The organism is Burkholderia sp. AU16741, from assembly GCF_002223345.1.
In the GTDB taxonomy this organism is placed as follows: Bacteria; Pseudomonadota; Gammaproteobacteria; order Burkholderiales; family Burkholderiaceae; genus Burkholderia; species Burkholderia sola.
Genome location: NZ_NKEZ01000007.1, coordinates 170901 through 196967 on the forward strand (window position 1 = coordinate 170901; position 26067 = coordinate 196967).

At 66.2% G+C, this 26067-nt stretch carries 18 protein-coding genes and 1 pseudogene; 14 read left to right on the plus strand and 5 right to left on the minus strand.

Annotation, left to right across the window (positions count from 1 at the left end):
- The first annotated feature begins 46 nt into the window (after positions 1-46).
- Positions 47-1075, plus strand: a complete 1029-nt coding sequence (locus CFB89_RS17635; protein WP_089468966.1) for a fimbrial protein — start codon at positions 47-49, stop codon at positions 1073-1075.
- 263 nt (positions 1076-1338) lie between these two features.
- Here the strand turns inward: CFB89_RS17635 and CFB89_RS17640 are convergent, their stop codons facing one another.
- From CFB89_RS17640 to CFB89_RS35365, 3 genes and pseudogenes are all read right to left on the minus strand, one after another.
- The gene (locus CFB89_RS17640) at positions 1339-4689 is read right to left on the minus strand and encodes a GLUG motif-containing protein (protein ID WP_089468967.1); all 3351 of its coding nucleotides are present in this window, start codon (positions 4687-4689) and stop codon (positions 1339-1341) included.
- Positions 4690-4872: 183 nt separating this feature from the next.
- Entirely contained in the window at positions 4873-6060 is a 1188-nt protein-coding gene (locus CFB89_RS17645) for a ShlB/FhaC/HecB family hemolysin secretion/activation protein (RefSeq protein ID WP_256979721.1), read from the minus strand.
- 96 nt (positions 6061-6156) lie between these two features.
- Positions 6157-6609, minus strand: a pseudogene (locus CFB89_RS35365) (POTRA domain-containing protein); the annotation flags it as partial.
- Positions 6610-7363: 754 nt separating this feature from the next.
- On the opposite strand from CFB89_RS35365, the gene CFB89_RS17650 reads away from it, so the two are divergent.
- The 13 genes from CFB89_RS17650 (at position 7364) to CFB89_RS17710 (ending at position 23506) form a co-directional block, all read left to right on the plus strand.
- The gene (locus CFB89_RS17650; RefSeq protein WP_089468969.1) at positions 7364-8722 is read left to right on the plus strand and encodes an undecaprenyl-phosphate glucose phosphotransferase; all 1359 of its coding nucleotides are present in this window, start codon (positions 7364-7366) and stop codon (positions 8720-8722) included.
- A gap of 35 nt (positions 8723-8757) precedes the next feature.
- Positions 8758-9990, plus strand: coding sequence for a polysaccharide biosynthesis/export family protein (locus tag CFB89_RS17655; RefSeq protein ID WP_256979696.1), 1233 nt, complete (start codon positions 8758-8760; stop codon positions 9988-9990).
- Positions 9987-10478, plus strand: a complete 492-nt coding sequence (locus CFB89_RS17660) for a low molecular weight protein-tyrosine-phosphatase (protein WP_179233466.1) — start codon at positions 9987-9989, stop codon at positions 10476-10478. The genes CFB89_RS17655 and CFB89_RS17660 overlap by 4 nt, the downstream gene beginning before the upstream one ends.
- 7 nt (positions 10479-10485) lie before the next feature.
- A complete protein-coding gene (locus tag CFB89_RS17665; protein ID WP_089468971.1) occupies positions 10486-12738 on the plus strand; it encodes a polysaccharide biosynthesis tyrosine autokinase in 2253 nt (750 codons plus the stop codon).
- Positions 12739-12757: 19 nt separating this feature from the next.
- Positions 12758-13936 (plus strand): non-hydrolyzing UDP-N-acetylglucosamine 2-epimerase, encoded by a 1179-nt coding sequence (gene wecB / locus CFB89_RS17670; protein ID WP_089469419.1) that lies wholly within the window; start codon positions 12758-12760, stop codon positions 13934-13936.
- A 28-nt stretch (positions 13937-13964) separates the two neighbouring features.
- Positions 13965-15209 carry a UDP-N-acetyl-D-mannosamine dehydrogenase gene (gene wecC, locus CFB89_RS17675; RefSeq protein ID WP_089468972.1) on the plus strand — a complete coding sequence of 415 codons (1245 nt, stop codon included), beginning with the start codon at positions 13965-13967 and terminating at the stop codon, positions 15207-15209.
- A 19-nt stretch (positions 15210-15228) separates the two neighbouring features.
- Positions 15229-16497: a hypothetical protein gene (locus tag CFB89_RS17680; RefSeq protein WP_089468973.1), complete on the plus strand. Its 1269-nt coding sequence runs from the start codon at positions 15229-15231 to the stop codon at positions 16495-16497.
- Entirely contained in the window at positions 16494-17741 is a 1248-nt protein-coding gene (locus tag CFB89_RS17685; RefSeq protein WP_144030127.1) for a hypothetical protein, read from the plus strand. The genes CFB89_RS17680 and CFB89_RS17685 overlap by 4 nt, the downstream gene beginning before the upstream one ends.
- On the plus strand, positions 17738-18754 hold the full coding sequence (locus CFB89_RS17690; protein ID WP_179233467.1) for a glycosyltransferase family 4 protein: 1017 nt from the start codon (positions 17738-17740) through the stop codon (positions 18752-18754). The genes CFB89_RS17685 and CFB89_RS17690 overlap by 4 nt, the downstream gene beginning before the upstream one ends.
- Positions 18751-19515 (plus strand): WecB/TagA/CpsF family glycosyltransferase, encoded by a 765-nt coding sequence (locus CFB89_RS17695; protein ID WP_089468976.1) that lies wholly within the window; start codon positions 18751-18753, stop codon positions 19513-19515. Before CFB89_RS17690 ends, CFB89_RS17695 begins: the two co-directional genes overlap by 4 nt.
- Positions 19505-20260, plus strand: coding sequence for a heparin lyase I family protein (locus tag CFB89_RS17700; RefSeq protein WP_179233468.1), 756 nt, complete (start codon positions 19505-19507; stop codon positions 20258-20260). Before CFB89_RS17695 ends, CFB89_RS17700 begins: the two co-directional genes overlap by 11 nt.
- A gap of 485 nt (positions 20261-20745) precedes the next feature.
- Complete coding sequence (gene poxB, locus CFB89_RS17705; protein WP_089468978.1) at positions 20746-22467, plus strand: ubiquinone-dependent pyruvate dehydrogenase; 1722 nt, start codon at positions 20746-20748, stop codon at positions 22465-22467.
- Between the two features lie 451 nt (positions 22468-22918).
- A complete protein-coding gene (locus tag CFB89_RS17710; RefSeq protein ID WP_089468979.1) occupies positions 22919-23506 on the plus strand; it encodes a class I SAM-dependent methyltransferase in 588 nt (195 codons plus the stop codon).
- 158 nt (positions 23507-23664) lie between these two features.
- Here CFB89_RS17710 and CFB89_RS17715 read toward each other — a convergent pair whose 3' ends face one another.
- Positions 23665-24804 carry an acyltransferase gene (locus CFB89_RS17715; RefSeq protein WP_089468980.1) on the minus strand — a complete coding sequence of 380 codons (1140 nt, stop codon included), beginning with the start codon at positions 24802-24804 and terminating at the stop codon, positions 23665-23667.
- Positions 24801-25607: an OXA-1043 family class D beta-lactamase gene (gene blaOXA, locus CFB89_RS17720; protein WP_179233469.1), complete on the minus strand. Its 807-nt coding sequence runs from the start codon at positions 25605-25607 to the stop codon at positions 24801-24803. The genes CFB89_RS17715 and blaOXA overlap by 4 nt, the downstream gene beginning before the upstream one ends.
- Between the last annotated feature and the right edge of the window lie 460 nt (positions 25608-26067).

Genomic DNA, 26067 nt, shown 5'->3' on the forward strand with positions numbered 1-26067 from the left:
GGATCGGTAAGCGCCGAGTGATGGTATTGCGACAGGAGATTATTTCATGCGAAAGATGGAGTCCATTGGACGTTTATCGATTGTTTTTGGATTTTGGTCCGCGTTCTGCACGGGCTCGGCGGTGGCGGCCACGGCAGGCGACTGCTCGTTCTACGACATAGTCCACCAACCGACCGTGGGCGTGAGCGTCGAATCCTATGCGTCGTGGGAAATGGGTGAATTCGATCCGAGTGTGCCGGATGGAACCGTACTGTCGGAAGCGGTGGCAAGTATCGTGAGAGAAAACGATGTCTATTCGGCTTCGTGTAAAACGGACATCGGGCGGACGACCCTCGCCGGCATCGGAACACGCGGGCCGTACGAGACCTACGCATCCAGTGTTTCAGGTGTGGGCTTGCGTCTTTTGTCGAATGATGGCAAGTACGTTTATCCCTATAAAGAGTTCAGACTGGGGGGGCGCCTGCCCCTCATGGCGCTCAGAAATACAAGAATTCAACTCGTCAAAACCGGGCCCATTACGGCTCAAGGAAAAGTGACGGGACAAATCGCGCAATACACATTCGACGATAAAAATTTAGTCGTAGGCAGGCTCTATATTGCGGGCAGCGTGGAGATCAAACCCAAGGTGCCGACCTGTAGCGTCCTCACGAAAACGATCACCGTTTCCATGGCGAGCACGAACGCAAAGCGCTTTACCGGGGTCGGTTCGACGTCGCCCGGCAAGGCGTTCGACATCAGGCTGAACTGTGGAAACGGCACGTCCGGGGCGACGACCAAGATGTACATCACAATGACGGACGCCACCCATCCCGCTAACCGATCCACCATGTTGTCCCTCAGCAAGGATTCGACTGCGAGCGGTGTCGGCTATCAAATCGTGCGCCAGACGGACGGATCGCCGGTTACCTACGGGCGCGATTCTTCCGAGGCGGGCAATCCGGGACAGTGGTTTGTCGGTCAATATGGAAACCAGAGCGTGGATATTCCGCTGGTGGCGCGCTACGTTCAGACTCAGCCGAAGATCGCGGCCGGCACCGCGAATGCAGCGGCCTCTTTCACGATGAACTACCAGTAATACGCGCGATGCCGGGTTCGAATGGCCTCGAACCGGCAACCGATCCGGAAAGGTCACTCGCCCGGATGAAGCCGGTGTCGTTCGTTTCCTTTCCGCCTTCCCCCAAAAGTCAAAAAGCCGGCCGTCGGGTATGCCCGATCGGCCGGCTTTTTTGACCGGCAGCCCGGAGGCTGCCGGCCCGACACGGTGATGCCGCTGGCGACACGTCACGGCGTTCGGTCAACGGTGCGAACCGATCACGCGGAACGCCGTGCCGACGACGCTCAGGGTTTCACTTGCCCGTAGTTGACACCGACCAGTTGACCATGGAACTGGTTGTAGCCGTCCGTGACGTCGATCCGGCTGGTGGTCGATGAACCCTCGAAGCGGCCGAAGTTTCCGCCCGCGAGGCCGCCGAGCCTTGCATAGCGGCCGCCGGAAACCGTACCGCTCGACGACGACGCGGTGACGAACCCCCCGTTGCTGCCGATGAGGCCGCCGACGCTGGCATTCGCGCCGCCCTCGGCATCGCCCGATGCACTCGACAGGGTCACGTTGCCCTGCTCATTGGCGCCGATCAGGCCACCGACCACGGAGCTATCGCCGGCCTTCGCCGAGCCGCTCGCGCGGGATTCGGAAACTTGCGAGCGATTGCGCCCGATCAGGCCGCCCGCCGCGCTCGAATGGCCGGCCACGACGTTCCCGCTGGCTTTGGCCGCGTGGATCGTGCCGTTGTTGACGCCCGCGAAGCCGCCCGCGTTGCTCGCATAGCGGGCGGTGACGTGGCCGGACGCGGTCGACGTGTCGATCTTGCCCGCGTTGTAGCCTGCGAAGCCGCCGACCGTGCTGCTGTCGGTGGCGATCACGTCGCCGGACGCGCCGGATGCGTCGATCGTGCCCTCGTTGAGGCCGACGAAGCCGCCCGCGGTGCTTGCGCCGCCGCCTTGGACCCGGCCAAGTGCGCGGGACGTTTCGATGAAGCCGCTGTTCACGCCCGCGAAACCACCGGCGGTCGAATGGTCCCCGACGCGCACGCTGCCGGTCGCCTTCGATGCCCGGATGCGCGCGTTTTGATCGTTGCGGCCGACGAAGCCGCCGGCCGTGCTGTCCGAACCGACGACGAGGTCGCCGGTCGCGGTCGACGCGTCGATCTCCCCGGTGTTGGCGCCGACGAGCCCGCCGGCCGCCCAGATATTGTCGCCCGCCGTCACGCGGCCGTTGGCCTGCGAATTGCTGATGCGGCCGTGGTTCGCGCCGACCAGCCCGCCGACTATGCCGTAGTGGCCTGCCACGACCTCGTTGTCGGCGACGGACGATTCGATCGTGCCGAAGTTCAGGCCGACGAGGCCGCCAGCGGTCGAGATGTCGCGGACCAACACGTTTCCGCTGGCGCGCGACGATTCGATGGTGCCGAGGTTGATGCCCACCAGGCCGCCGGCGATCGCGTTGCCGTTTGTCCTCACGGTGGCGGAGGCGGAAGACGACGACTGGCGAATGATGCCGTTTTCGCGGTTGAGCCCGACGAGGCCGCCCACCATTGCCGCGTCGCCGTTTGCCATCACGCTGCCCGCGCTCGACGAGCGCTCGATCGTTCCGTTGTTGATCCCGACGAGGCCACCCGCGGAGCCGTCCAGCCCGACGCCGACTTGTACGTCGGCATGGCTGTCGCGAATCGTCGCCGTGGTCGGCGGTTGGTCCAGCAGCGTCAGGTTCTCGCCCGCGAGGCCACCGGCCGCGAGTACGCCGCGATCGCCCCCCACGGAACCTGATACCGTCGCGTGCTCGATCGTGCCGCCGTAGTTGCCGCCGACCAGGCCGCCGACGATCGTGCGACCCTTGGCCGACACGGCCACGTTGAGGGCCGTCACGTTCGAGATCACGCCGGTGTTGATGCCGGCGAGCGTGCCGACCAGAACCGGGCTGCCGTACGGCAGCCCCGTTGCGATCGTCATGGTGCTGCGCAAGTTGAGGTTTGCGATGCGACCGGCGTTCTGGCTGAACAGGCCGACGGTCGTCGAGTCGGGATTGTAGATGGACAGGCGGCTCAGCGTATTGCCGAGCCCGTCGAAGACGCCCGAGAACGCGCTGTCGCCGCCGATGCTGCGGAGGCGCTCGGTGTAACCGTTGTCGATCGCGTTGCCGAGTACATAGCGGCCCTTCAGGTCCGTGCCGATGTTGCGCAGGTCGGCGATCGTGTGCACCACCTTGTAGTCTTCGCCGTTCGAACGATACGACGCATTGTCGCCGGACAGCGTGACGACGGCCTGGTCGCCGGTGAACGTATGGCCGTTCTTCGAATTCAGCTCGAGATGGGCGTTACGGCCGGTCAGCTTGATCGCGTCGTTCACGCGGATCTTGTCGTCGGCATTGACGACGACACTGGCCTTTTCGCCTGCAGCAGACAGCGCCTGCTTCAGTTCGACGTCGCCGTGCTGCGCGGTGAGCGTCAGCGATCGGTCGCTGTTCCACGCGACGGGACCGTCGACGGTCAGGTTGCCGCGCGTGTTCGTCAGCGCGACGTTCGTGGTATCGAGATTGCGCGACAACGTGTCGGCGCCGATCGACCGGTCGCCGCCGCCTTGCCCCTTCACGCCGGCGTTGGCTGCCTCGATCGTCCACGTACCGGCCGTGTTGCCCGCGCGCGTGTCGACCTGCGTGTCGGCCGCGACGTTCACGCGTTCGCCGCGGGTGAGTACCGTGCCGGCCGCGTCGCCGCCGGCATCGAGCTTGCCGGCGACATTGACGGTGCCGCCGTCGAGCGTGATCTTGCCGCCTCGGCCGGAGAGCCCCTTCGCTTCGATCGTGCCGGTGTTGTTGACCACCGCATTGAGCAGGTTGCCGGCCGCCCGCGCGGTCATCAGCACTTCGCCGCCGTCGGCCTTCAGCAGGCCGCCGTTGGTTGCCTGCGCATCGACCGCGCCGCCTTCGACCTGCAGGCTGAGCAGGTCGCTGCCGTCGAAATTGACCTTGAATACATTGCCGGCGCCGAGCGCGACGCGCCCCATCTTCGCCTGGATCACGCCGTTGTTCGACACGCGTGCGCCGAGCAGGGCGACACTGCCGCCGTCGGCGGCAGTGATCTTGCCGTCGTTGGCGATCGACGCGGTGGACGTGCCGGAGAAGCGGTAGTTGCCGGCGAGGAAATCGCCGTCGGAGATGTTCTGTGTCGATGCGACGAGGCCGCCGACGTTGATCTGCGCGCCGGAGCCGAACAGCACGCCGTTCGGGTTGACGAGGAAGACTTTGCCGTTGGCGTCGATCTGCCCGTGAATCTGGCTGCCGTTGTTGCCGATCACGCGGTTCAGCGCGATGGACTGGCTGCCGGGTTGGTGGAACGACACGCGCTCGCCGCCGGCGACGCTGAAGTCCTGCCAGTTGGCGATGAGCTTGTCGGAATGCTGGTTGATGGACATCGATTTGCCGTCGGCGTCGCGAATGATGTCGGCTTTGCCGGTGGCGATGGTTTCACCGGTGGGCAGCGCGAAAGCGGGCAGTGCGGCGAGGCCGAGCAGCGAGAGGGCGGCCGCCGCGAGACGCTTGCCGCCCGCGGACTTGCCGTGTCGGCGCGCGGTTTCCCCCACCGCGGTCCAGCATCCCTGGGTCTGGTTCCATACCAGTGCGTAGGTCTTGTTCATGAATTGTTGTCTCTCTTTGAAGATCCACAGTTAGCGCTCCGCGTAATCATCTGTATACCTAATGATCGCGCGAAGACGTTGATCCGGAAGCGCTCGATCGAGGTGCCTCCGACGATGCGAACCGCGGTGCGGCTCGCAGTACTCACGACCCGGCACGTGACCGGGCCGCTCGTCCAAAGCCGCTCAGAAATACTGTGCGGCCTGTATCCAGACGGTCGGCGAGCGGGTGGCCGACGCGACCGCGTAAGCCGGACCAAGCGGCAGCGCGGCGCTCAGGTTGATTTGATGACGCTCGCCGAACCAGCTCGCACCGACGCCGAGCGACGACAGCTGTACGGTGTTGCGCTCGCGCGCCCACGGCTGCTTGCTGAGCTGCACGCGGCCGGTGTCGACGAACGTGCTGAATTGCCAATGGGGTGCGGCGAAATAACGTAATTCCGCGCTCGCTTGCCAGCCCTGATCGCCGTTACCGGCGCTGAGTGCGTACGCACGCACGCCGTAGGGGCCGCCGAGACTGAATTTTTCGGAAGAATCGAGATTGCGCGACGACAGTTGCGCGCTGAATTGCGTATAGAGCTGCAGCCGGGCGCCGAGCGCTTGAAGGCGCAATGCGTTGACGTTCAACTTGGCGAAGTGGCCTTGCGTATGCGTCAAATCGTTCCACCCGAGCGCATCGTTGCCGCGCAGGCGGCCGATGCCGATGGTGGCCGAGAAGCCGTTTCTGCCGCCGCCGCCGACGCCGTCCTGGCTGTTGCCGCTCACGCCGATGGTCCACAGGTCGACGGCCTTGTCGTTGTCGGTGTCGAAGTAGCCGTAAATGTCGCGCAGGTGTTTGTTGTCGTACGTGAACTGCGCGTCGAGCCGGGTTCGGCGGCCGCGCATCAGCGGCTGCGTGACGAACACCGAGCGGACGTCGGCGTTGCCGTGAGAGCGGAGATATTTCATGCTGCCGCCGACCCGGTAATACATGTCGGAATAGGCCACGCCGATGCGCGTCGACGCCGGGCCGACCGGCACTTGGTAGGCCGCGCGGTAGTAGCGCTGATTCGTATTGCTGGTGAGGCCGCGCATCGAGAAGCGATCGCCGAGCCGCAACGGCGAGTTGACGTCGACGCTGCCGGTTGCCCGATAACGGCCGGTCAACGGATCGCCGAAGTTGTCGAATTCGAGCGAGCCGGCGGCGAGCGGGCCGCGCTCCGCGTCGATCACGAGATCGGTCGTACCGGGTTCGGCGCCGGCCCGCAGCGTGCCTTTCGCGTCGACGCCGGCCATGTCGTCGAGCAGCATGAGACTGCGCTCGAGGCTCGCGCCTTGGGCGACGTCGCCGGGATGCAGCGCGGCGAGCGGCTGACGTAATGCACGATCAAACACACGCGTTCGGTTGTGCAGCTCGATTTTGCCGTAGCGACCTTCGACGACGGCGATGCGAACAACGCCGTCGTCGACGTCCTGCCGGGGCAGGTAGGCGCGGGCGAGGACGTAGCCGCGTTCGCGATAGCGGGTGGTGATTCGGTTCGCCGCTTGCTGCAACTCGCCGAAGCCGAGTTCGCGACCGACGAGATCGGCGAGCAATGTTTCGAGCCGGGCCGTTGGAATCGCCGTGTTGCCTTCGATGACGAACGCGCGGACCACGACGCGCGGGCCCGCGACGTCTTCGGCCGCCGGCGCGGGTGCAGCCGGCGCAATGTCGATGTCCGGGCGGGTGGCGGCAGGCAGGGATGGACGCACGGCTTCGATGTCACGAATCGATTGCCCCGCGCTGGGGACCTGTGCATGCGCGAGACCGAAACCGGGAAGGAGCCATGCGATGGCGACGTAACCGGTGCGCCGGAGAGCGTCGCGCAGGGCGCGGGTGCCGGTCGGCGTCGCGGGAGCGCGTGCAGAGGCGACGTGCGAAATGAACGGCTGGCCCGCTGACATACTGGAGGCGGCTGCCGATGGGCCGACGATCACGGACGCTGGCGTGCGACGGATGATAGAAATATCTCACCCCGGAGAAATAATTATGGATCTGTCTCGGTCTTTAGAGACGGTCCGTTGAGGATGCCGGGGATATTACGAAAGGGACGCGGTCGTGGATATTGAACAAGTACGAGCGCGCGGGGGAAATGCCTCAGTCTTGCATGATTCTTTGCGAGATGCGCGGGGGCGTCACATGCGGCTCTGTCGGACGAGGCCGAAAAGCGGCGGCGCGGATCAGTCGTGGTCTGAAGAGGACTGCCACGTAACTGCTTGACCGTGAATGGTTCTTTCAATAGGGGCGGCTGTTTTGCTGAGATTAGGACGAAACACAGGCTAATCCCAATTTCTTTAGGACACGTCCGATTAAAAATGCGCTTTCACGATGGCAATATACGGGCTTACATTGTTTTGATTCGAGGCGTCCTGTAAATCAGCGCGGCGTGTCTTGGTTTTTTACGTCACGGAATGGCGCTGTATAAATCGAATAGTTAATAGTTTATGACGTTTTTGCTGGCTTGTCGTCATAAGCAATGATTTGTATCTCTAAATAACAGGATGAAACTCGTCGTCGATTTGACAATCGATCCGTGTCGGCACGACCGCATCGCGTAAATACTCGCTGCCGTCCCGCCGTCGTTCGATTTCGGCGGCTGGTCGCTCAGATATGCATTCGTTCGACTCTGTTGATTACGCACTCGTTGCTCGCGGGAAGATGTCCTGGTTTCGGCTGGCCGATGGCGGCCTGCTTGTCGCCGCGGCATGGGCGGCGAAGCGCTGGTTCGACGACGCGCCCTGGTCGGCGGCCGATGCTGCGTTGACCGCTATTGCCATCGCCTGCGCGCTGGTCCTGTTTCCATTGATCGGCCTGTACGGCAATCGCGAGCGACGTATGTCGTGGCGTCGCGTGTGGCCGGCGCCGGCTGGTCTTGCCGTCGCCCTGTGCGTCGGCGTGATGTCCGTTACGGCACTCGACTGGCAATCCGGCGCGGCGCCCGGCTGGGTGATCGGCTGGTTCGTGTTGTCGACGGTCGCGCTCGTCGCGTCGCACGCCCTGCGGCAATGGCTGGGCGTCCATGGCGCGGCGCGGGACACGAGTCGCAAGCCTGTCGCGCTCGTCGGGTATCGCGAGCGATGCCTGGCGCTTGCGAGTTGTGATGCGCGCGAGGTCGGGGCGCCGTTTCAGGTGGCCGCGATCTTCGACATGTCCGGTGCCCCCGCACGCGATGCGGACAAGTTTGAAGTGCATGTCGATCTCGGCAGGTTCGTCGACTGCGTGCGCCGCGTGCACGTCGGCGAAATCTGGATCGTGCTGCCGCTGTCGGAGGCCGACCGCATCGGCGCGATCGTTCGTGCGTTCGACACGGATCTCGTGGATATCCGCTTCATGCCGGACCTCGCCGATCTCACGCCGCTCCATCCGCGCCGCGCGAGTCGCGGCCGCGCGCTCGATCTCGTGGCCGCGCCGCTGTCGGCACGGGCGCTCGCAGGCAAGGCCGTGTTCGATCGCGTGTTCGCAGGGCTGGCGCTGATCGCGATCGCGCCGCTGATGGGGGCGATCGCGATCGCGGTGAAGTGCTCGTCGCCGGGGCCGGTGTTGTTCCGGCAGCAGCGCAGGGGCGCGTACGGGCGCATTTTCACGATCTACAAGTTCAGGACGATGCGCGAGCACGACACCGACGCGCCGGGCGAAGTGCGTCAGGCGACGCGCGGCGATCCGCGCATCACGCGCGTTGGCGCGCTGCTGCGGCGGACGAGCCTCGACGAGTTGCCGCAGTTCCTGAACGTGCTGAAGGGCGACATGTCGGTGGTCGGCCCGCGTCCGCACGCGGTGGAGCACGACCGCTTCTACCAGCATCGGGTCGACGGCTATATCCAGCGCTACCGGATCAAGCCGGGCATTACCGGCTGGGCGCAGGTCAACGGGCATCGCGGCGAGACGGATCGCGTCGAGAAGATGCAGCAGCGGGTCGAACACGATCTCTATTACCTGAACAACTGGTCGTTCGCGCTCGATATGCGGATCGTGGTCGCGACCGTGACGTGCGGATTCACGCATCGCAACGCTTATTGAACGACGCGTCCACGCACGCGGCTTGGAAAACACGAATGGAAACTGGAAAACGGTCCCGCTCCTGGGCGCAACGCTCGCGAGCGGCGCTGACGGCCTTGCCCGTCGTGCTGTTGTCCGCTTGCGCGGTCGAGCCGGGCATGCACATGAACTTCGCGAACGAAGCGTCGGACAACGGCGGTATCGCGACGCGGACGCTCGACGACGGCCTGACGGTATCGATGCGCCGCATCGATGCGGTGTCGTTTGATCGAGCGCAGCAAGCATCCGCTTCGCGTGACGTGGCGTCGGTGCCGATCGGTCCGATCGACGGTGCACTGATCGCCGCCCAGCGGCGCGATGCCCGCGCACGGGACGAACGCACGCGCGCCGCGCTGTTTGCCGCGTCGGCGCCGTACGCGATCGACGCGGGCGACGTGTTGCAGATCACCGTGTGGGATCACCCCGAACTGGCGGCTGCGCAGGGCAATCCTGGTAATCAGCAGACGCGTGCCGCCGATCCGCCGACGGGCTTCGTCGTCGATCAGGTCGGCAACCTGGCGTTTCCGTATGCGGGCGAACTGCACGTCGCGGGCATGAGCACGAGCGAGATTCAGGCCGCGCTGCGTGCGCGGCTGTCGAAATGGTTCGTCGCGCCGCAAGTGACGGTGCGCGTCGCGTCGTATCGCGCGAATCGTGTCTACATCGACGGGGAAGTCCATGCACCGGGCGCGCAGCCGCTCAACGACACGCCGATGACGCTGCTCGAAGCCGTCACGCGCGCGGGCGGCTTCACGGCCGAGGCCGATCAGAGCCGCATGACGCTCGTGCGCGGCGGTGTCGCGTATCCGGTCGATCTGCCGGGGCTGATTCGCGCGCGTCTCGATCCGTCGCGCATCGTGTTGCGCAAGGGGGACCTGCTGCAAGTCGGCGCGCGCGACCAGTTCGGCGTGTACGTGATGGGGGAAGTCAACCGGCCGACGACCGCGCTGCCGCTACGCAACGGTCGGCTCACGCTGGCCGATGCACTGTCGCAGGCCGGCAGCGTCAATCAGGCTACGTCCGATCCGAAGCAAACCTACGTGATTCGCGCCGCCGAGGGACGGCAGGCGCAGGTATTTCATCTGGACGGACGATCGCCGGTGTCGATGGTGCTGGCCAACGCATTCGAGCTGCAGCCGCGCGACGTCGTGTACGTCGACAGCACGAAGCTCGCGCGCTTCGGCCGCGTGCTTGCGCAACTGTTGCCGGCCATCAACGCGGGCCTGACCGCCGCGATCGTCACGAAATGATGAACCGGATCCTGGTGGTGTGTACCGGCAACGTCTGCCGCAGCCCGGCCACGCAGGCGCTGCTGTCGCGCGCATTGCCCGGCCGCACGATCGAGTCGGCCGGCCTCGCGGCGATCGGCGGCACGCCGATCGATCCGGTGATGAACGAATTGCTGGCCGCGCGCGGCTTCGGGGGGGCGTCGCACCGGGCGCGACGCGTCGACGATCGCGTCTGCCGGTGGGCCGACCTGATTCTCGTGATGGAGACCGCGCAGCGCCATCTGATCGAGCGGAGCCACCCGATGACGCGCGGCCGCGTGTATCGCCTCACCGAGCGCTACCGGACCGACGTCCCCGATCCGTATCGCCGAAGCCGCCACGTGTACGACTACGCGCTGAAGCTGATCGAGCACGGCGTCGTCGACTGGGCCGACCGGATCGCCCGCCTCGAATCGGACTGGCCGCGACGCCCTGATCCCGGCGCGGATGCGCCGGAACACTTGAAGTGAGCCTCAGATGAATGCAACCAATCCTGGTCGACTCCTTGAACGCGATGCCGACGAGCTCGACGTGCGAGGCCTGCTCGACGTGCTGATCGCGCACGCGGGCCGCATCGTCGCGGTCACTGCGACGTGTACCGCGCTCGGCGCCACGTATGCGCTCGTCGCGAAGCCGGTCTACAAGGCCGACATTGCCGTGCAGGTGGAAAGCGGCGGCTCCGACCTGCGCAGCATGGCGGAAGGCGGGCTCGTCGGCGGCCTCGGCGCGCTGTTCGACGTGAAGTCGACCGACGACGGCGAAATGGAAATCCTGCGCTCGCGGCTCGTGACCGAACCGGTGGTCGACGTCCAGCGCCTGTATATCGACGCGCGGCCGCGCCGTGTGCCGGTGATCGGGGCCGCGCTCGCGCGCTTCAATCGCGGGCTGTCGACGCCCGGCCTGTTCGGGATAGGCGGATTCGTCTGGGGCAAGGAGCGCATCGACGTGGCCGCGTTCGACGTGCCGTCCGACTTCCACGAGCACCCGTTCATCGTCACGTTGCTGGGCGACGGTCGCTATCGACTGTCCGGCGACGATCTCGATCGCGACGTGGAAGGCGGGATCGGCGAGCCGCTGCGCGTGAAGACGGCCGCCGGCGATGTGATGCTGCAGGTCGCCGGCGTCGACGCCGCTGCCGGTGCGCAGTTCGTCGTGAAGGCCGAGTCGAAGCAGGTCGTGCTCGCCGAACTGCGGAAGAAGCTGTCGATCGCGAACCGCGGCAAGGATCAGTCCGGCGTGATCGGCGTGTCGTACGAAAGCCGCGATCCGGTGCGCGCGGCGGCCGTGCTGAACGCGATTGCCGACAACTACGTGCAGCAGAACGCGAACCGCAAGGCGGCGACCGCCGAGAAGTCGCTGGCGTTCCTCGACAATCAGGTACCGACGGTGGAGCGTCGGTTGCGTATGGCGGAGGACCGTCTCAATGCGTACCAGGCCCGCCATGAAATCGTCGATCTGACCGAACAGGCAAAGGCGATGCTGACGCAATCGACGACCGTGCAGACGTCGCTGTTCGAACTCGAACAGAAGCGGCTTGCGTTGGCGTCGACGTTGACGCCGGCGCACCCGGAGCTCACCGCGGTCGACCGGCAGATCGCCGCGGCCCGCGCGCAGATCGGGAGGGTGAACGACGCGATCCGGCGCCTGCCCGACGCGCAGCGCAACATCGTGCGGCTGCGCCGCGACGTGACGGTGCAGACCGAGATCTACGTCGGCCTGCTGAACAGCATCCAGCAGCTTCGCGTCGCGACCGCGAGCAAGATCGGCAACGTGCGCGTGATCGATCGCGCGATCGTGCCGGACGAACCCGTGCGGCCGAAGCCGTTACTGATCACGGCGATTGCCGCGCTGGTGGGCCTCTTGCTCGGCACGTGCGGCGTCGTCGGCCGTGCGGTGCTGTTCGGCCGCGTCACCGATCCGGCCGAGATCGAGCGCGACACGGGCCTGAACGTGATGGCGACGATTCCGCACAGCGCCGCCCAGCGCCGGCTCGCGCAGCGCGCCGCCGCGGCGCAGGGCGCTGCGCCCATCCTGTCGCTTGCACGGCCGAACGAACCGGCGGTGGAGGCGCTGCACAGCCTGTGCACGGCGCTGCGGTTCCAGCTGCTGGACTGGCCCGAACGCAACCGCGTGCTGATCACCGGGCCTTCCGCGGGCGTCGGGAAATCCTTCGTGTCGGCCAACGTCGCCGCCCTGCTCGGACAGTCGGGCCAGCGCGTGTTGCTGATCGACGGCGACCTGCGACGCGGGGAGCTGGCGAAGCGTTTCGGTGTACGGCCGGATATCGGCCTGTCGACCTTGCTTCGCGGCGGCGCGACCGTCGACGACGCCATCGTGCGTGATATCGCGCCGAACGTCGATCTTCTGCCGGCCGGCCCGCGTACCGACCGGCCGGTCGAGCTGCTGTCATCGGATCGGCTGTCGGCATTGCTGACGCGTGTCGGCCGCGATTACGGCGTCGTGCTGCTCGACGCGCCGCCGCTGCTGCCGGTGACGGACGCCACGGTGCTGGCCGCGCACGCGGACACGATCCTGCTCGCCGCGCGCTCCGGTGTGACGACCACGGGCGAACTGCTCGAATCGGCGAAGCGCATCGAGCGTGTCGGCGCGCGCACGACGGCCGTCGTGTTCAACGGCTTCCGGCCGGGGCTGCGCTCCGCCCGGTACGGCAACTACGGCGCTTACGCGTATGACCGCGCCGATTCGCACACCGCTGCGGATCGCCCGTGATCCGTCGATGGAGAATCCGATGACCCACCCCTACGAAAACATTCTCGTGACGTTCGGCACCCGTCCGGAAGCCATCAAGATGGCGCCGCTCGTCCATGCGTTGCGGGCTCGCGAAGGCGTGCGCTGCGGCGTCTGCGTGACGGCCCAGCATCGCCAGATGCTGGACCAGGTGCTCGACCTGTTCGGCATCGTGCCGGATTTCGATCTCGACCTGATGCGCGCCGGGCAGACGCTCGGCGGCCTGACCGGGCACATCCTCAATGCGCTCGACCCGGTGCTCGATGCGTTCCGGCCCGATCTCGTGCTCGTCCACGGCGATACCACCACGACGCTCGGCGCGACGCTCGCCGCTTACTACCGGCGCGTTCCGGTGGGGCACGTGGAAGCCGGCCTGCGTACCGGCAACCTGTATTCGCCATGGCCGGAGGAGGCGAATCGCCGGGTGACGGGCGCGCTCGCGCTGCACCACTTCGCGCCGACCGAGACGTCGCGCGCGAACCTGCTGGCCGAAGGCGTCGAGGCCGGACGGGTCCACGTGACCGGCAACACGGTGATCGACGCGCTGCTGACGGTCACCCAACGCCTGACGCACGATCGGGCGCTGGTGCAGCAGATGCGCGAGCGATTCCCGTTCGTCGACGACGCACGACGCATGATTCTCGTCACCGGCCACCGCCGCGAGAACTTCGGTCGCGGCTTCGAACAGATCTGCGAGGCGGTCGCGACGATCGCGAAGCGCTATCCGGCGTGCCGGATCGTCTATCCGATGCACCTGAATCCGAACGTGCGGGAGCCCGTCACGCGGCTGCTCGGCGACATCGACAACGTCATGCTGATCGAGCCGCAGGAGTATTTGCCGTTCGTCTATCTGATGAGTCGCGCGTGGCTGATCCTGACCGATTCCGGCGGCATTCAGGAAGAAGCGCCGTCGCTCGGCAAGCCGGTGCTCGTGATGCGCGACACCACCGAGCGGCCGGAAGCCGTCGCGGCCGGCACGGTCCGGCTGGTCGGCACCGAGGTCGAGCGGCTGGTCGGCGCGGTGATCGAGCTGTGGGAGGACGGCCGCGCCTATCGCGCGATGAGCCGCGCGCACAACCCGTACGGCGATGGCCGCGCGAGCGGGCGGATCGCCGATCTGCTCGTGTCGCCGCCCACGTCGATGCAGGGGCCGGCTCATCTGGCCGGCACGCTCTGCTGAATTCCCTGACGTCTGGAGAACCTCATTCATGTCATTCGAAACCGTTTCCGTCATCGGGCTGGGCTATATCGGCCTGCCTACCGCAGCGGCATTTGCCGCACGTCGTAAAAGCGTGATCGGCGTCGACGTGTCGCAACATGCGGTCGACACGATCAATCGCGGCCAGATTCACATCGTCGAACCCGAGCTCGACATGCTCGTGCATGCGGCCGTGACGCAGGGCCATCTGCGTGCGACGACGGCGCCCGAGCCGGCCGATGCGTTCCTGATCGCGGTGCCGACGCCGTTTACCGACGGCAACAAGCCCGACCTGAGTTACATCGAGGCCGCGTGCCGGTCGATCGCCCCGGTGTTGAAGAAGGGCGATCTGGTGGTGCTGGAGTCGACGTCGCCGGTCGGTGCGACCGAGCGGATGGCGGCGTGGCTCGCGGCGCAACGCCCGGATCTGACGTTCCCGCAGCAGGCCGGCGAGCGCTCGGACATCCGTATCGCGCATTGTCCGGAGCGCGTGCTGCCGGGCCACGTGGTGCGCGAGCTCGTGGAGAACGACCGCGTGATCGGCGGGATGACGCGCAAGTGCGGCGCGCGTGCACAGGAGTTGTACGCGGTGTTCGTGCGCGGCGAGTGCATCCTGACCGATGCGCGTACGGCGGAAATGTGCAAGCTGACCGAGAACTCGTTCCGCGACGTGAACATCGCGTTCGCCAACGAACTCTCGGTGATCTGCGACCACCTCGACATCAACGTGTGGGAACTGATCCGGCTGGCGAACCGCCATCCGCGCGTGAGCGTGCTCCAGCCGGGGCCGGGCGTCGGCGGACATTGCATCGCGGTCGACCCGTGGTTCATCGTCGATTCGGCGCCGGAGCATGCGCGATTGATTCGCACCGCGCGCCATGTGAACGACGACAAGCCGCATTTTGTGGTCCAGCGCGTGCGGCACGCGGCGAGCCGTTTTCGCGAGCCTGTGATCGCGTGTCTCGGCCTCGCGTTCAAGGCCGATATCGACGATCTGCGCGAGAGCCCGGCGATGGAGATCGTCGACGCGCTCGCCGAGCATACCGACGCGACGCTGCTGGTCGTCGAACCGAACGTCGACGCGTTGCCGGCGTCGCTCGAGGCAAAGGCCCGGCTCTGCGATCTGCATACCGCGCTGGCGGAAGCCGACGTGATCGTCATCCTCGTCGATCACGCGCCGTTCCGTCGCATGGACCCGGTGCGGCTGCAGACCAAGGTCGTGATCGACACGCGCGGCGTGCTGGCGCGCGCGTGACTGACGGGATGCACGCGTCATGATGCGGAACGACGATGCCGGAAAGCTGCTGGGCCGTCTCGAGGCGCTCGTCTGTACGGGCGCGCCGGGCCTGTATCGCGTGCTGACGTTCTGGGTCATCCAGCGAATCTATTCGCTGGACGAACTCGGACATGCGGCGTCCAACATGTCGATCGCGCAGATGATCGGCTTCTTCACGGCCATCGGCTGGGCGACGCTGATCCTGGTGCGCGTGCCGGCCAGCGACGGGCGGCAGGCGGCGCGCGACGCGTTCTACTCGCTGGTGTCGATGGCGGGATGGACGACCGTGGCCGCCACGTTCGCGTGCGTGCTGGTATCCGCGAGCGGCTTTCTCGCGTTCGATCTCGGCGGCGTGATCGCATTGATGTGGGGCTGGACCGTGTATCAGCTTGCGCGGCATTTCTTCGTGTCGACGCGTCGCTACCGGATCACGATTGCGTTCGACTGCGTGCTGATCGCCGGTTCGTGCGCGATGCTCCAGGCCGGCACGCGTTACGGCTATTCGGCCTCGATGTGCCTGGCGCTCTCGCTGATCGTGGTGGCCGTCGCGATGTTCGTCGCGATCGGTGCGCCGGCGCGTGGCGTGTTCTCGGCGCGTATCGACATGAAGGGGCTGCAGTTCGGGCTGACCAATTTCCTGTCCGGCGGTATCGCGCTGGCGACCGTGCCGGCGGCCAAGGCGATGTGCGGTGCGTCGTTCGCGGGGATGCTGTCGCTGTTCGCGTCGGTGACGGCGGTCGGCAACCTGCTGCCGCGCGCCATCTCGATCGCGCAGTTGCCCGATCTCGTGAAGCGGAAGAAGGACAAGGCGCCGCTGGATACGACGCTGGGTGCGATGCGGCGGAATATCGGGCGGTCGAATGTGGTCGTGCTCGTCGCGAATCTGGCGATCGTGGTGGGGCTGACTTATCGGGCGGGGCTGGATAGCCCGGACACGTCCATGACGCTCGCGGGCGGTGCATTGCTGGCGATTCAGTGCGCGGCCGGCGTGCTCGGCGTGGTGGGCAGCAACGTGATGATGGCGTTCGAGAAAAGCGCCGTCACCGCGCGGATCAACCTCGGTACGTCGGCGCTGTTCGTCGCGTTGCTCGGCGGCAGCGTCGCGATCGGCGGCGAAGCCGGGTTCTTTTGCATGCTCGCGTCGGCCATCGTGGTCACGCTGATCCGGAACGGGATCGTGGTCTTGCATGCGCGACGGGTATGTTCCGCGTATGCGGCATCGAACAGCGTAGGCAACGTTGCGGTCGCGTCGGGAGTGCGCCCATGAGCGTCGCGATTCGAGCGCCGGCGATGGTGGATCGTCGCTCGCGGGTCGCCGACCTGGGCGCCGGCCTGCTGGCGTTGGCGTATTTCGTCTTCTGCGTCAGCGATACGTTGCTCACGCTCGACGACGATCGCTCGCAGGTCGTCAAGATGGGCGCGTTCGCGCTGGTGTTCGCGGCGATCCTGCTGCGTCCGCGCGTTCATCGGCTGGCCGTCGTTGTGCTGCCTGTCGCGGTGTCGCTGTGCATCGGCATGCTGATGTCGTTCAATAAGGCGGCGGGCGTCGAGGAACTCGTCCGCTTCCTCTTTCCGGTCGCGATTACGGTGGCGATCTTCCCGTACCGCGACCGGCTCGACGTGCTGGTCAAGACGTTCATCGGCGTGGTCGTCAGCAACGATCTATTCCAGTTGTACTTCTATGCTTCGTACGCGAGCGGGCTGCCGTTGTTCATGCCGGTCCGGATTGACTCGGGGCTGTTCCTGCGCGCACAGGGATGGATGGGATTCTTCTCGGAATTCAGCTTCATCAATCTCTGCGCCTTCCTGCTGTGCCGCTGGTACTGGTCCGGCCGCCGCGCGGCGATGGCGTCGTGGGGCTTTCTGTTCTTCGGATTGCTCGGCTTCTCGTTCAAGCTGTTCGCGGCGCTGGCGTTCTATCCGTTCGTGAGGAACGTCAGGGACGTTCGCGCCTGGCTGGCCGCGGCCGGCATGGCGGGCGCGATGCTCGTGCTGACGGCGATGGGCGCGCTCGATTCGCTGTTGAAGGTCGGCATGGCGAAGATCCTGTTCTATGTCGTCGCGGGCAATTCGGCGCGCGCCGAGTCTTATCGCGTGATGTTCGAATCGATCCGCAACGGCAATCTGCTCGGCGAGGGGCTGGGCAGCTTCGGCGGCCCGGCGTCGGTCAAGTTCTCGTCGCCGCTGTACCCGCTTTATCACTTCGACTGGTATGGGCTCGGCGGGCTGTTGAAGACCACCGACACGTTCTATCCGCACCTGTTCGTCGAGATGGGCGTGTTCGGTGCGATCGCGTGGCTCGTGTTCGTGATGGCCTATGGACAGGCACGGCGCAAGCCGACCGTCTGGTTCTACCTCGTCGGTGCGTTTTGCTTCGACAACATCTTCTCGATGGCATTCGTGTCGCCGTCTTACGTATTTTCCGCATTGCTGGCCATGTACGCGTTTTCATGGGGGCGGCCGGGGGCCGCCCGCGCGTCTCGCCATGGTGCGGTGGAGGTTCGCTCATGAAGATTCTCGTCGTCACGAACATGTATTTCGGGAGCAACCGCGCGAGCCCATGGCAAGGCGTGTTCGTGACCGAGCAGGTCGAGGCGCTCCGGCGTTCGGGGGGCTGCACGGTCGACGTGCTCGTCATCGAAGGGTATCGCGGCAAGGTCGAATACCTGCGATCGATCGGACAGGTCTGGAGGGCGGCGCGCGCGGGACGGTACGACATCGTGCATTACCACTTCGGCCTCAGCGCGTGCTCCGCGCCGCTGGTTCGCCTGCTGACGCGGGCGCGAATCGTCATCACATTCCACGGCACCGACATCCTCGGCCCGTTGTGGATGCGGGCCGTGTCGAAAACGATGGCCTGCTTCGCGCACGCATGCATTGGCGTGAGTGCGGAAATTTCGTCGCGTTTGCGCCGGCTGTGCCGGCGCTGCGAGACGATTCCGTGCGCAGTCGACGAGACGGTGTTCGTCGAGCACCGCGACGATGCGTGCGTTGAATCCGCGTTGCCCGTCGTCGTGTTTCCGTCTTCCGCGCAACGTCCGGAAAAGAACTATCCGCTGTTTGCGCAGGTGCTGCGGCAACTGTCGGAACAGCACGGCATCCGGGTGCAGGAGCGGCATATCGACGGGTTCGAGCGAGACGAGGTGCGCGACCTGCTGGCGCGTGCCGCGTGCCTGCTGATGACGTCGACCCGCGAAGGCTCGCCGCAATCGGTCAAGGAGGCGATGGCGGTCAATCTGCCGGTGGTATCGGTCGATGTCGGCAACGTGCGGCATCTGCTCGACGGTGTGTCGCCCGGCATGGTCGTGTTCGATCACGACGCGGGCCGGCTCACGAACGAGCTGGCGGATGTGCTGAAGGCCGGCATGCGATCCAACGGTCGCGCGCGGCTCGCGGCGCTCGGGCACTTCTCCGCCGATGTGTCCACGAAGTTGAAGACGCTGTATGCGTCGCTCTGCCCGACGCCGCGATTCTCCCGCGCGGCGCGGACTACCGAAAAACGCGATAACGAGGCCATGCAATGAACCGTGCCGAATTCTTTTCATGCCCGATCGATCTGATGTCGATGAACGAGACGGTCGACTGGATCGATACGAGAGTCGAGAAGCGGGAATTCACGCAGCACGTGGTCGTCAACGTCGCGAAGGTCGTTCACCTGCAGCGCGACGCGGCGCTTGCCGCGTCGGTTCGCGCGTGCGACATCGTCAACGTCGACGGCATGGGCGTCGTGTGGGGCGCGCGGCTGCTCGGTATCCCGGTGCCGGAGCGCGTCGCGGGCGTGGACCTTTTCCAGCGCTTGCTCGCACTGGCCGAAACGAAAGGGCTGCCGGTCTATCTGCTCGGCGCGACGCAGGAAGTCGTGGAGCGGGTTGTCGCGGTGACGGCGGCGCGGTATCCGCGACTGCCGATCGCGGGATATCACCACGGCTATTTCTGGAACGATGAACAGGCGGTCGTCGACGACATCCGTCGCTCGGGCGCGCGGTTGCTGTTCGTCGCGATCACGTCGCCGCGCAAGGAGAATTTCATCAATCGCTGGAAAGCGCAGTTGGGCGTCGATTTCGTGATGGGCGTAGGCGGGACGTTCGACGTGGTGGCCGGGAAGGTCAGGCGGGCGCCGCTGTGGATGCAGCGCGGCGGCCTCGAATGGGCGTTCCGCGTGATCCAGGAGCCGAGGCGGATGTGGAAGCGCTATCTGTCGACCAACAGCCGGTTCCTGATGATGCTGACGGGCGCATATGTGTCGCGATTGTGGCGACGAAAGGAAGCGGTCGATGCGCAGTAGAGTCGTGCTTGCCGCCTGCCTTGTCGCATCGGCGTGTCAGGCGGGCTCGTATGGCGGCTCGCCTGAGGAAACGCACTTCTATCGATCGGACTGGGCGCGCGGCGTCGATCCGCGGCTGCGTCTGCAGGCGCCGGCACCCCGGAACATCGCGACCGGCGGCATCCCCGGGATTCACGGCCCGCTATTGAGGGTGACGATGAGCCGCTCGCAGGACTTCAGCGACGTGGCGAGCGGGACGCCGCGTTCGGAGGTCAGCTTCTTTCCGGTGTTTCGTTTCGTCAACGGACGCGACTACGAAGTGCGCTGGTCGACGGTGATTCCCGCCGACTACCGGTTCGATGCTCGACAGCCGGAACTCATCGCGCAGTTGCATCAGGGCAGCAACGACGGATCACCGCCATTCGCGTTGCTGCTGAACGCCGGGGCATACGAAGTCGACGTGCGCGGCGCGCCGGGTACGCCGAGCCGATCGTTTGCGTTCGGCGATCCGTCGACGGACAGAGGGCGAATGGTTCGATGGGTGCTGCGGTATCGCCCGGACGATCGCGGCGTCGACGCGCTGACCGAGGTGTTCCGGAACGGCGAGCGCGTCGTGCATGCGGCTGGCGTACCCAACGCGTTTCCGAACGAACGCCAGGCTTACTTCAAGCTCGGCCTGTACAAATGGTGGTGGACGACGCGCCCCACCGACGTGACCGACCGGACGATGTATTACGGCGACATCGAGATGCAGGTATTGCGGTAGGTCGCGGTGGGCAAGGCGATATCGGCTTCACGCATGGCTCGCCGTTCGGGCGCGGCCGGCAAGCGGTGCACCGCCGAGAGAAAATAATAGTCAGAGATGCGGGAAATGAGCGTGCGAAATCAAATCGCGGCGGTCTACGTTATCGGCGATTCGCTCGAAGATGAAGTAATTTCGGTTCGTGAAAAAGTGGGCTCGCGCAATGAAATTAGATTGCGGTATTCGGGGAAATTCTGTCGACGCATGCGCTGCCGGTGTAGTGCAGGCACCGCGGGCAACTGGGCGGACGCTCGCCGCCGATCCCCACGCATCCAACCTCGCCCAAAGGGCGCCCGAGCCGTCTGGACGGCCGCAGCCGCGCCGTCGCGCATGCCGCTGCACCGTCACGACGCCGCCTGGCGCGATCGCGTATGCTCGTTCCGTCAGCGGCGAAGGCAGCAGACGCCGGAGCCGGATCAATCGACAACCGATCAACGAGCGAGGGCATCATGGCAAGACAGACGATGGCGGAATACCTGGCGAAGACGCTGGCGGCAGCGGGCGTCGAGCGCATCTGGGGCGTGACGGGCGACAGCCTGAACGGCCTGTCGTTCAGCCTGAGCCAGATCGGCTCGGTCCGCTGGATGCATACGCGGCACGAGGAAAGCGCGGCGTTCGCGGCGGGCGCCGATGCCGCGTCTACCGGGCGGCTCGCGGTGTGCGCGGGCAGTTGCGGCCCCGGTAACCTGCACCTGATCAACGGGCTGTACGACTGCCACCGCAATCACCAGCCAGTGCTCGCGATCGCCGCGCACATTCCGTCCACCGAAATCGGTCTCGGTTATTTCCAGGAAACCCATCCGCAGGAGCTGTTCCGCGAATGCAGCCACTTCGCCGAGCTCGTGACGAACGCGTCGCAGTTCCCGCGCGTGCTGGCGCGGGCGATGCGCACCGCGATCGAGGAGCGCGGCGTGGCGGTGATCGTGCTGCCGGGCGACATCGCGCTCGGCGACGGCCCGGACGAGGCGCCGGCGTGGAGCGAATCGGCGCCGCCGTCGATCCTGCCGGCCGATGCCGATCTCGACCGGCTCGCGGCGCTGCTCAACGCGTCCGACGCGGTCGCGCTGCTGTGTGGCAGCGGCACGCAGGGCGCGCACGACGAAGTGGTCGCGCTGGCCGACACGCTCGGCGCGCCGGTCGTCCATGCGCTGCGCGGCAAGCAGTTCGTCGAGTGGGACAACCCGTTCGACGTCGGGATGACGGGGTTGATCGGCTTCAGCTCCGGCTATCACGCGATGGAATCCTGCGACACGCTGCTGATGCTCGGCACGGATTTCCCGTACCGGCCGTTCTATCCGGCGAACGCGAAGATCGCCCAGATCGACTGGAAGGGCTCGCAGCTCGGCCATCGCGCACCGCTCGCGCTGGGGCTCGTCGGCACCGTCAAGGAAACGATCGCGGCGCTGCTGCCGCGGCTCACGCGCAAGACGCAGCGGCGCTTCCTCGAGAATGCGCTGAAGCACTACGCGGCCGCGCGCAAGGGGCTCGACGATCTCGCGGTGGCCGAGCCGCCGGGCCGCGCGATTCATCCGCAGTACCTGACGAAGATCGTCGACGAAGTCGCGGCGGAGGATGCGATCTTCACGGCCGACGTCGGCACGCCGACGCTATGGGCCGCGCGTTACCTGACGATGAACGGCAAGCGGCAACTGCACGGCTCGTTCAACCACGGATCGATGGCGAACGCGATGCCGCAGGCGCTCGGCGCGCAGGGCGCGCATCCGGGGCGTCAGGTCGTGTCGCTGTCGGGCGACGGCGGGCTGTCGATGCTGCTCGGCGATCTGCTGAGCGCGCGCCAGCTCAAGCTGCCGATCAAGGTCGTCGTGTACAACAACAGCCTGCTCGGCTTCGTGTCGATGGAACTGAAGGCGGCCGGCTATCTCGACACGAACGTCGACCTGAGCCCGACCGATTTCGCGGCGATCGCGAAGGGCGCCGGTATCTTCAGCGTGCGCGTCGAGCATTCGGAGAACGTCGAGCACGCGCTACGCACGGCGTTCGAGCATGACGGGCCGGCCGTGGTCGACGTCGTCACGTCGAAGTACGAGCTCGCGATGCCGCCGAAGATCGAACTCGCGCATGCGAAGGGTTTCAGCCTGTTCATGCTGCGCGCGATTCTCAGCGGGCGCGGCGACGAGATCGTCGAGCTGGCGAGAACCAACTTGCGGTGACGGCGGGTCGCGCGTCGCGTAGCGGCCATGGCGCGCGGGTGACAGCGCGCGGGCTGTGCCGCCCACGCCCGCACGGCTTCGGCGAACGGTGGCGGCAGCGAGCAAGCGCGCCAACATACTGGCCCCATTTCGCTCGCCGTGGTGGCGACGTCCGGTGATTTCGACGCGAACGACGCCGTACCGCGGCCGATTCGGACCGTTCGCGCGCTATCCAGTGCACTTGCGGGAACCCGTCAAGCGTTGACTCGGCACGCATTGGTCAGGCGAATCAGGGTCGATCTTCACGTCGCCTTAAGTTTGCGTTTCCTAGAATCGATTGACCGTCGCGCGTCCTGCGGCGGACCGATTCTCCCAGGAGGATGCGCATGAATCTTGCCCGTGTCGTCGTAGCCCTGTTCCGCGCGGTCATTGGCACGCCGCCGCCGACCGCACGAACGGCGGAGGCCCGCCGATGACGTGGCCGAACGCGTGGCGTGTCTCGGCACTGTTCGTGCGTGAGTGGGTCGGCCGGCCGGCCGCGGTGGGTGCGTTGTGCCCGAGTTCGCGACATCTGGCGCGCGAGATGGCCGATGCGGTGCCGGACGGCGGCGGGCTGGTCGTCGAACTCGGCGGCGGCACCGGCGCGATCACCGCGGCATTGCTCGAACGCGGCGTTGCGCCACGGCGCCTCGTGGTGGTCGAACGTTCGCCGGCGTTCGTGCAGCATCTGCGGCGACGCTTTCCCGGTATCTCGATCGTATCGGGCGACGCCCGGCGGCTCGAGCGGCTGTTGCCCGCGGGCGCCACGGTCGATGCGATCGTGTCGTGCCTGCCGCTGCGCACGCTGCCGCGCGAGGACGTCGCGGCGATCGTCGGTCAGTGCCATCGCGTGCTGTCGGCCGACGGCGTGATGATTCAATTCACCTACGACCTGCGCGCGCCCGGCCGTCATCCGCTGGGCGATTCGGCATTCGTCGCATGCGACAGCCGGATCGTGTGGGCCAATCTTCCGCCCGCGCGCATCGTGACCGTGCGCCGCGTCGCAGCATACGCCGGCTGATTCCGGCCGCGCGGGGCGTCGCATCCGGTCATCGGCCATGCCGATTCTTGCGGTTTCCCTTCATCTTGTCCCCGCTTCGGATTCCTGCATCGTGTTTGCGATTGCGATACAGCCGAGCCCTGGCCGGTTTTTGCTTTGCTCGCCGCCACGTGGAGAAGCTAGACGCGCGCGCTGTCCGGTACCTGCGCCGCAGGCCGCGACGCGACGCGCTTGATGAGGCGATCGAGCGGCGTTGCATAGCCGCGTGCGATGACCGCGCTCAATACTGACGACAGCGCCAGATACGCGACGAGCAGCGCCAGCTTGTCGTCGCCATGCGTGGCGGACGGCGGCCAGAACGTGCGCAGCGCGCCTAGCACGATCAGATGGAACAGATACAGCTCGTAGCTGAGCCGGCCGCTCCAGCGCAGCGGCGCGAGCAGGCGGCCGTGAGTGGATGCGGGTTCGGCATGCGCGCCGATCAGCAGCACGGCCGTGCCGAGCGCCATCGCCGATACGCCGAGCACATGGCTTTCCGCGATCGGCCACGCGAGATAGAGCACCGTCATCGCGGTTGCCGCGAGCCATTGCACGGGCGCGGCCGCGAGCACCTGCCAGCGCGCGCGTTCGGCGAGCAGCGCGGTACAGCAGCCGATCGCGATGCCGTCGAAGCAGGCGAAGTACGCATACAGGAAGCCGCCTTCGTCGCCCGGATGCGTAAAGCGGTACACGGGACCGATCGCCGCAATCAGCAGCCAGAACGCGAACAGCCGCGCGTCGCGGCGCAGCGCGATGCACAGCAGCGGAAACGACAGATAGAACACCTCTTCCACCGACAGCGACCACAACACGCCGAGCGCGTAGTTGACCCATCCGTACGCGCCGATCAGCACGTTCATCCAGAACGTGAGCGATGCCAGATTCACGAGCCAGTACGACACGGCGATGCCCTGCGGCGCGTGGTTCGTGAAGATCGGCACGCCGGCCGCCGCGAGGCCGTTGACGAGCGCGAGCAGCAGAAGCAGGCACGGGACGATCCGCGCAATGCGCGACACGTAGAATGCGCGCACGTCGAGCGCGCCGAGGCTACCCCAGCGGCGGCGCGCGTTCGACGTGATCAGGTAGCCCGAGATCGCGAAGAACATCGTCACGCCGTAGTTGCCGTTGCGCACGATCGCATGAATCGTGTCCCAGCCGAGCACGTGCGCGAGCGCGGTGTCGCGCAGCGGATACGCGATGTTGAAGTGATGCAGCAGAACGAGGAGGATCGAGACGCCGCGCAACAGGTCGATCTGGGCGTTGCGGGGGACGGCGCTCATTGCGGCCGGGTCGGGTCGGCCAGTGTCGGCAGCGCCGCGAGGAACGTGTCGCGCGAGCGCAGGCCGGCATTCGGCGTTTGCCGCTCGTCGTCCTGGATCAGGTTCGCGAACACCAGCGTGCGCGACCCCTTCGTCGCCCAGCCGACGAACCAGCCGTACGCGTGCGCAGCATCGTACTTGATGCCCGGGGAGCCGGTGCCGGTCTTGCCGTGCACGGTCCAGCCGCCCGGTTGCGCGTCGAGCAGCGTGATCCGGCCAGTCATGTCGTATGCGTGCGCGCTGACGGGCAGCGTCCGCTGCGCGATCTTGCGCATGAACGCGACCTGTTCGAGCGGCGAAATTCGTAGCGACGAATTGACCCATGCGCCCATCATGCCGGGGAATTCGCCCTGCTGGCTGGTGGCGTCGGCGTTGCCGTAGCCGAACGCGCTCGTGTACTGCTGGAAGCGCGCCTGCCCGAGCGCCTGCGTGACCTGCTCCGAATACCAGAAGATCGACAGCTTCATCCAGCGCGCCGGATCGGTCGGTTCGCGCCACGGCGCGCCGCCCCAGTCGGGGTAGCCGGCGTGGAAATCGAGCGTGGGCGTGTGCGCGTCCTTCAGCACGCCGGCGTCGAAGCCCATCAGGCTGATGGCGACCTTGAACGTCGATGCCGGCGTCACGCGGGTCGTGCAGTCACCCTGCTGCACGAGCACCTTGCCGGTGGTGGCGTCGGCGACGACGGTGCAGACGGGATGGGCGTGAGAGGACGTGGCGGCCAGCAGGCCGGCGCAGGCGAGCAGCGCGTAATGCCAGTGCTTCAAGTGCAGCTCCTTGGAACGTGTGCGGAAGGTGTGCGGGGCGGACGGGAAGCGGGAGGATGACCCCGTGCGCAATCGAAGCGACGGCCGGCATCGATGAACGAGGGAGATCGCGGCCGTCGGGAGTGGCTCACAGTGTATCGGCGGATCGCCGGCTGTCGACCTGTCATGGTTGACGGGGTGCATGCGACCTTCACCGGTTCACGCGGCTCATGTCGATCACACGCTCATCACCGGACGGTCATGGCTGCAGGCAACGGGTGGAAAGCGCGCGGCATATCGCCGCGAACCCGGCGAGCCGAGTCCGCCAAACGGGCGATCGGGCGTCGACGTGGCTGCCCGGCGCCCGCGCCGCCAGCGCGACGTACGGGGTGCGATCCCGGCGCATGCCTGCCGTTTTTTGCACGACCGACCCGTTTTTTTGCACGGCATTGATACGGTCTCTTCTAAGCTGGGTACGTGT